Source organism: Hyalangium minutum (assembly GCF_000737315.1).
Classification (GTDB): domain Bacteria; phylum Myxococcota; class Myxococcia; order Myxococcales; family Myxococcaceae; genus Hyalangium; species Hyalangium minutum.
In genome coordinates, this window is sequence record NZ_JMCB01000035.1 from 20771 (window position 1) to 28299 (window position 7529).

Consider the following 7529-nt stretch of genomic DNA (forward strand, 5'->3'; position numbering starts at 1 on the left):
CTGTCGACGGAGAGCGCGCCCGCCGCGTCAACTACCCTCCAGGCCCCATGCCCTGCCACCGCTTGGAGGCCTTTGAGAAGGCGCCCAGGCTCAGGCCGCCGCGCTCAGCGAAGTCCAGGTGCCTTGCGCAGCGCTCAGGCAGTCCCCCAGGAAGCGCAGGTAGCAGTCCAGCCCCTTGGCGCCGATGGATGCCAACTTGTGGGCATGCGCAGGCTCTGGGGTGATGGCCTCCTCCATCATCCGCTCATTGAGGGCCGTGTGGCCGACATCCACCGCGGCGTGCTCCTTGAGGAAGGAGAGCTGATCCATGGCCTCGCGTCCGAGCACCCGGGTGACTTGCGCGAGGATTCGCGGCACCAACTCCACCGCCAGGTAGCCCACCTCGTACTCGATGGCCGCCTGGCCGATCGGCAGATCGCTCGCGATCGTGTCGTCATGCAGCTGACGGTAGGCCCGCATCGCCTCCGTGGGGGCCTGGGTGATCAGCGCATCCGCGTCGAGCTGCTGCGCGTAGCGCGTGTTCCAGCGGCGCACCAGCACGCGCGTGTCCTCGATGGTCATCAGGTGGTGTCCGGCCTCGTGCCGCGAGTGGGTGATGAGCCCCCGGCCGAGCTTCTCCTGCCCCAGCGCGATGCAACGCTCGCCCGCGCCGCGGATCCATCCTTCTACGGGCTCGGTCATGTACGCCCCGCGCGCGGACCACTCGATCATGAAGCGCTCCAGCAGGGCGGGGGAGATATCGGGGGACAACAGGGTGCGCACCACCGGCTCCGTCTCCAGCCGGGCGCGGGTCTCCAGGACGTGAGGCAGGTACATCGTCTTCATCAGGTTCATGACAGCTCCTTCTCAGCGGAGGTGGGCAGACGGCCTGCTGTCTGCGTGTGGATGTGCTCCAGGAAATCGGGGGCGAGCTCCGCGGCGATGAGCCAGAGGTACGGCCGCGCAGCGCCATGAGCGACGTGGCTGTTGAGCCCGTCCTCTTGCATGAAGACGAAGGTGTCGCGGCCGCGGCTTGCGTACCACTGGCGCGCCGCGTCCAGCAGCGCCTCACGGGCCTCCCCTGTCTCGGGAGCCAGCGGGAAGAGGCGCACGGCATCCAGCAGGCGGAAGGGGTTGGCCCCGCGCTGGCCCACCTCCAGCACCGCCGCCGCGAGCGGTCTGCCCTGATGGCGTGCGACCAGGATGTGCCGCTCCCGCTCCAGCCCGGCTTCACGCCAGGCTCCGGCTGCGGCCTCCAGCTCCAAGGACTCCGCGCTCAGATCCAGGGCTTCGAGGTAGCTGGCAGGGCGCAGGCGGGCGAGCTTGCGGGCGAGCAGTGCCTGCTCGAAAGGTGTCGCTGGACCGAGCGTCATCCCCACTGGGAGCGCCTTACGAGGCTCCGCACAGGAGACGTCCACCATCCGCAGGGGAAGCAGAAGCGTCCGGCCCGTGCCGGCCATCCGGCGCGCGAAGCCGCTGTGCACGCGGTGGACGAAAGGCACAGTTCCCTCGATGTAAGCTCCCAGCCACCGGAAGCCGGGGTCACCCTGCGCGTGCTCCACCGTCCGGACATAGAGATCCCGGAGGATTCTTCCCGTGGTGATCGGCGAGGGCGCGCTTCCCGGCCGCTTCGCCAGTTGGTGGACCAGCCACAGCGATTGGTATGGCTTCATGGAGGCGAGCGTCGCCTCCACACCGCGAGCAGAAGGCCACGCCGCCAGACACATCAGCTGCGGCAGGTGTGCGGCACGCCGGCCCAGTTCGAGGAAGCTGGCGCGCTGGTCCTCGAACCACTCCGCCGAGTGGCTGGCCAGGTTGAAGTAGCCCGAGTCGATGAAGAGCTGCCACAACGGCTCCACCAGGCTCCCATCTGTCCTCGTGGCGGGGCAGAGCGAGCGAGTGACGAGCTCTCTCCAGCGCTCCGTATCCAGGCCCGTGAGCGGCTCCACCCGCAGGCCACAGACGCTCGTTCCCTCCGCGGTGACGGACACGTGACGGATCTCGGCACGCAGGTGAATGGGCTTCCCGGCCTCCGTGAGGAGCACGCATGCTGACAGCACCCAGCCAGGCTCGAGCCGCTCCCCTGGCAGGAGCCGCACACCCAGCCCACCGAAGGAGACATCGAGCACCTCGCGCTCCCACTCGGATCCGGAGTGAAGTGGCAGGACGAGACGTGTAGCGGGCGGGGGCGAGACACGCCGGTAGAGGCGGTGGCGGACGCGGACGAGGCGGTCCGGCAGTGGCGTTCGGAGCTGCTCCCCCTCCCAGGTGCCCTCCTGCAGGCGCATGCGATAGACCGAGTTGTAGCCCGCCACCTCGGCCTCGTACGGGAGCGAGCCTTCGCTCTCAGCGAGTGCGGCGCATCGCCAGCGAAGGCACCTGGACTTGAGATCGACCTGCTCCAGCACCAGGCGAGTGGCCCGTCCGTTCCGGCGCAGAAGGCCCCGGCCTCCCAGGGAGGCGGCAGTCATGAGGGCCAACTGGATGCGCTCTGGCTCGACGAGTTCTTCATGGAAGCGCGCGGGCCCGCTCGCGCGATCAGGAGTGCTCTGCGCTTCCCCTCGGAGGAGAGCTCCACCTGTTGACGAGGGAGAGACCCTCTCGTAGGGCACGGTGTCGGCGAGCGGATCCAGCTTCGACCGCGTCTCTTCGATGAGATCGTGGGTCCACAGGTGCGGTGACATGGTGATCATTCCCAGCGGGGACGAAGGAGAGCGTTCGTCCTCGTGCGCACCGTCTTCAGCACGGCGCGTGCCAATCGCTTGCCACCGGACTCGAAGGCCCTTTGGTAAGGGCCGCTATCGCGGTTTCCGAGGGGAATGGTGCAGTTCACCTGGGCCCAACAGGTGCCGGAACGAGGCGCGGCTGCGTGGTGAGACTACGCAGCCGCGTGTTCACGACACGCGCGGCTCACCTGTGGAGGGCACGGACAGCTTGCTCCAGCCCTCATTTCTGACCGGCAGGATGGCTACAACCCTGCCGGCCGTTCACCGGCTTCGCAGTGCTGCCTTAGGGAGCATAGAGCTCCGCAGAGCTGAAGATGACGCCTCCCGAGAGGAGCACCTTGCCGGTGGGCAGCAGAGTCAGGCTGTGCGAATAGCGACTCGTTTGCATGGAACTCGTGAGCTCCCAGGTTCCCACTGCAGGATCGTACAGCTCCGCCGAGGCATGGGCCCCGTTGATGGAGCGGCCTCCGGCGACGAGCACCTTGCCCGAGAGCAGCAGCGTCACGGCGGTCTGGTAGCGGGGGACACTCATGGAGCCGGTGGTGACCCAAGTGCCGCTATCCGGGTCGTACACCTCTGTCGCTGCCGAGGTGGTCGATCCGCCAAGGACGAGCACCTTGCCGGAGGGCAGCAGCGTGGCAATGTGGTCCTCGCGAGACTGAGTCATGGAGCCGGTGGGCGTCCAGGTACCCGTGTTCGGGTCGTACAACTCCGCCGAGGAATGGAAGGGCTCTCCGCCAGTCACGAGCACCTTGCCGGAGAACAGAAGCGTCGCGGTATGGTCACTGCGGGCATCGTGCATGGAGTTCGTGGCGGTCCAGGTTCCCGTAGCCGGGTCATACACCTCCGCGGTTGCTGCGTAGTCGGTCGAGTACCCTCCCACCACCAGCACTTTTCCAGAGGGCAGCAGCGTCGCGGTGTGGCCACCACGCGCATGGTTCATGGTGCCGGTCGACGTCCAGGTTCCCGTGGCAGGGTCATACAGCTCCGCCGTTGCCTGATAGGTGTCCGAGTACCCTCCGGTGACAAGGACCTTTCCAGATTGCAGGAGCGTCGCTGTGTGACTCACGCGGGGGATGCTCATCGCGCCCGTGGCCATCCATGTGCCAGTTTCCGGATCGTACATCTCCGCTGTCTCCAGGAGTGAGCCGGTCCAAAGCCCTCCGCCAGTCACGAGCACCTTGCCAGAGGACAAGGTCGTCGCGGTGTGCCAGTACCGAGCCTGGGAAGGGGAAGAGGTGGCAGTCCAGGTGCCGGACAGGGCGCAGGAAGCCAGTCCGGTAATGGTAAAGGTGCGGGTGGCGGTCAAACCAACGCCGTTGGTGACGGTAGCAGTGACAGGGGCGGTGCCGCCGTCTGGCACGCAGGTGGGCGCTGTCCACGTGACACGGCTTCTGGTGGCCGAGTCCTCAGACTGGCCCAGCGCGCCCACAGGGGAACTCCAGGCGAAAGAGAGCAGGCTGTTCGTCAGGTCGCTGGCTACCACCTCGAAGACGAGGAGCTGAGAGGGCGTCGCCGTGAGTGCGGACTGATAGGAGCGCACGATGATGGGAGGCAAGGAGAGGGGGGACGCCGGAGACACGCACAAGGCCAGGGTGGCGGTCGCATGGCCGCCGCGCTCGTCGGAGACCTCCACCTGCACTTGGCAGTTGTTGCAGGAGTGAGCGGGCAGTGCAGTGGGAGAGAAGCGGGCCGTGGACATATTTGGGTTCTCCCACGTGCCCAGGCAGGAGGCGCTCCACTGGTAGCGGAGTGCATCTCCGTCACCATCCGAGGCGGAGACGGAGAGTTCCGTCTGCTCGCCTACAGCCAAAGAGGACTGAGATGAGGAGAGGTTCGTCACAACGGGGCGGTTGTTGAAGCGCACGTCCAGAATCACGTCGCCTTGCCCGGCAGAGACGTTCACCGTGAAGGACACCGAGGTGGCAGCTCCGTGCGAGTCGATCACAGTGAGCGCGAGCTGCACTGGACCCAAGGTGGCCGGAGCGTTCCAGGTGGTGCTGGCCTGGGTGGGCGCGGAGAAGATGCCTGACGGTGCTGTCCACTCGTACTCCAGGGAGTCGCTCTGGTTGGGATCATGCGCGCTTGCCATCAATGACACACTCTCGCCGGGGGCTACGACCAGAGGCGAGGCCACCATTGAGTCAATCAGCGGAGCCTCGTTCGTGTAGGGCTCTTCGGCGGCGCTCTCGTGAAGAGTGAGGGTGATGAGTGACATCTCCGATGCCCCGATGGTGACACCTGTGGAATGTCCCTCATAGAGCAGAGTGTCTGCTGGCCCGAAGGCCTGGGCCAGGAATGCGCGGCCGGTACCAGCCGGGATGTTGCCGACGACTCCTCCCCACACCCCATTCGTTTTCACCAGCTCGGTGACGATGGAGGGCATGTCCGCTGCGGAGGAAGTGACGGTCACGCGTGAGATGTCATTGGCGGAGAGGGTGTGGCGCGTGGACACGGCCAACTGCACCGAGCCAGTAGCGCGCGCGGACGCAGAGGAACTCTCATGACAGCCGGCGAGCAGTGCCCACAACAGGAATAGGACATAGAGGGGACGTGATAGAGGCATAGCGCTTGTTCCTTGAAAGAGAGGGGCACCATGCCCGCTCTCTTTCAGGACAATGCCCAGTGTGCGATGTCGAAGCGGTGAGCCCGCTCACAGGATGGTGGTGTGGCTGCTCACACTTTTATTCACTCTGGATGTGAGAGTCTTCACTGCGCCGAGGCGGTTCACGTGAGAGCTTGGCGGGGCTCGCCGTGCTCACCCAGGACGCTGGGGACTTGTTCCTCCGAACTGGGGGGGCGAGCTTTTCGGTGAGAAGAGAAACAACAGACATTCAGGAGATATTCATGCCTTCTGCTTTGAAGACAGGGTTGGGAGTGATTGCGAAGCTCGTGATGACTTCAGCGTTGCTGTGTCTAGCGTGCCGGGAGGAACTCCAGGGATGGAACGAAGATCCGCCCCATGAAGGGCGCACCGCTCAAGCTCTTCAGGCGACGGCCGGTGGGACTTGGGTGGCCACGAAGCTCATGGTTAATGCTCGCGACTTCCACTCGGGGACGCTGTTGTCTGACGGCAAGGTGCTGGTCATCGGAGGGGTGGGCCCCAGTGGGGAACTCACCCGTGCGGAGGTGTACGACCCGGACATGGGAGCGTGGAGCCTCACGAACCCGATGATCATGAACCGCGTTTGTCATACGGCGACACTGCTGCCCTTGAGCAAGGTGCTGGTCGCCGGAGGTGTGGGCCTCAGCGGCGAACTCCCCCGGGCGGAGGTCTATGATCCGGATACGGGAGCGTGGAGCCTCACAGGCCCTCTGAGCACGGCCCGCTGTGGGCACACGGCGATCCTGCTATCCTCGGGCAAGGTGCTGATTGCCGGAGGCTGGAACTCGAGCGGCGCGCTCGCCAGCGCGGAGTTGTACGATCCGGACACGGGAGAGTGGAGCCCCACGGGCTCAATGGCCACGGCCCGCCAATACCTGACGGCAACGTTGTTGCCTTCAAGCAGGGTGCTGGTCGCCGGAGGTTCCGGCCTCAGCGGCGCGCTCGCCAGCGCGGAGGTGTACGACCCGGGCACGGGACAGTGGAACCCCACGGGCCCGATGGCGACGGCCCGTGCTCGCCACACGGCGACATCGTTGCTGGGCGGTAAGGTACTGGTCGCCGGAGGTTCTGGTCCCAGCGGTGAGCTCGCTAACACGGAGGTGTACGACCCGGACAGGGAAGAGTGGAGCCCCTCGGGCCCGATGGCCACGGCCCGCGCCCGCCACACGGCGACGCCATTGCCCGGCGGCAAGGTGCTGGTCACTGGAGGCCTTGGCCCTACCAGCGAGCTCGACGTGGGCGGACTCGCCAGCGCGGAGGTGTACGATCCAGCCACGGGGGAGTGGAGTCTCACAGGCCCTATGGACACGGGCCGTATGCATCACACGGCGACGCTGTTGCGCTCAGGCGAGGTGCTGGCCGTAGGGGGCTACAACTGGCCAGATGGCCGCCTCGCCAGCGCGGAAGTGTATAATCCGGCCGCGCTGGTGGTGACCTCCCCAGCCAACCACTCGACGACTAAGAATCACCGGCCGATCTACTGCGGGACGGCGAAGGCGGAAAGCACCGTCACCCTGTTCGTGGATGGGCGTGAGGTAGGTACCACGAAGGCCAACACCTCAGGAGAGTGGTGCCACCAGCAGCCTGTGAACCTGGCGGAGGGCATCCACACTGTGAGGGCCTGGGTCATGGATGTCGGTGGCAGCACCGGAGCGGACTCGAATACCAACATCTTCACGGTAGACATCACGCCTCCGGCCGTTCCGGAGCTGCTCACCCCTGCCGACGACTCGACGACCAAGGAGAACCGGCCGATCTATGGCGGGACCGCGGAGGCAGGATGTACCGTCACCGTGTTCGTGGATGGGAGTGAGGTAGGCACCACGAAGGCCAACGCCTCGAGGGAGTGGAGCCACCAGCAGCCTGTGAACCTGGCGGACGGCAGCCACACTGTGAGGGCACGGGCCACGGATACAGGGGACAATACCGGTCTTGACTCGAAGACCCACTCCTTCTTGGTGGATGCCACATCTCCGGAAAAACCCCTGGTGCGTGTGCCTGACGTCTTCAACACCCAGAACCCCAGCCTTGCCGGGGTGGCGGAGGCCCGCAGTCTGGTGACGGTATGGCTGGATGGCACGGAGGTGGGAACACTCACGGCGGATGAGGTGGGAAATTGGAGCGTAAGAGTTCACCGGCTCAAGCAGCCAGAGCAGCCGGAGCGGTCTCGAAGCTCGGGAGTAGCGAGGGAGGCTGGAGGCCGTGGCGGTGCGCCGCCA

General features: G+C 65.9%; 4 protein-coding genes. 1 reads left to right on the plus strand and 3 read right to left on the minus strand.

The window, feature by feature from the left end:
- Window positions 1-90 precede the first annotated feature (90 nt).
- The 3 genes from DB31_RS43950 to DB31_RS43960 form a co-directional block, all read right to left on the minus strand.
- The gene (locus DB31_RS43950) at window positions 91-834 is read right to left on the minus strand and encodes a hypothetical protein (protein ID WP_044199963.1); all 744 of its coding nucleotides are present in this window, start codon (window positions 832-834) and stop codon (window positions 91-93) included.
- Entirely contained in the window at window positions 831-2663 is a 1833-nt protein-coding gene (locus tag DB31_RS43955) for a PilZ domain-containing protein (protein ID WP_169787174.1), read from the minus strand. Before DB31_RS43955 ends, DB31_RS43950 begins: the two co-directional genes overlap by 4 nt.
- Before the next feature lie 325 nt (window positions 2664-2988).
- A complete protein-coding gene (locus DB31_RS43960) occupies window positions 2989-5160 on the minus strand; it encodes a Kelch repeat-containing protein (RefSeq protein ID WP_240487306.1) in 2172 nt (723 codons plus the stop codon).
- Window positions 5161-5552: 392 nt separating this feature from the next.
- On the opposite strand from DB31_RS43960, the gene DB31_RS45865 reads away from it, so the two are divergent.
- The coding region (locus tag DB31_RS45865; protein ID WP_240487308.1) for a Kelch repeat-containing protein at window positions 5553-7529 on the plus strand (1977 nt) is incomplete at its 3' end.

Bases quoted from the DNA above. Each gene is read 5' to 3' on its own strand.
- DB31_RS43950 (WP_044199963.1), bottom strand. From the start codon at position 834: ATGAACCTGATGAAGACGATGTACCTGCCTCACGTCCTGGAGACCCGC.
- DB31_RS43955 (WP_169787174.1), bottom strand. From the start codon at position 2,663: ATGTCACCGCACCTGTGGACCCACGATCTCATCGAAGAGACGCGGTCG.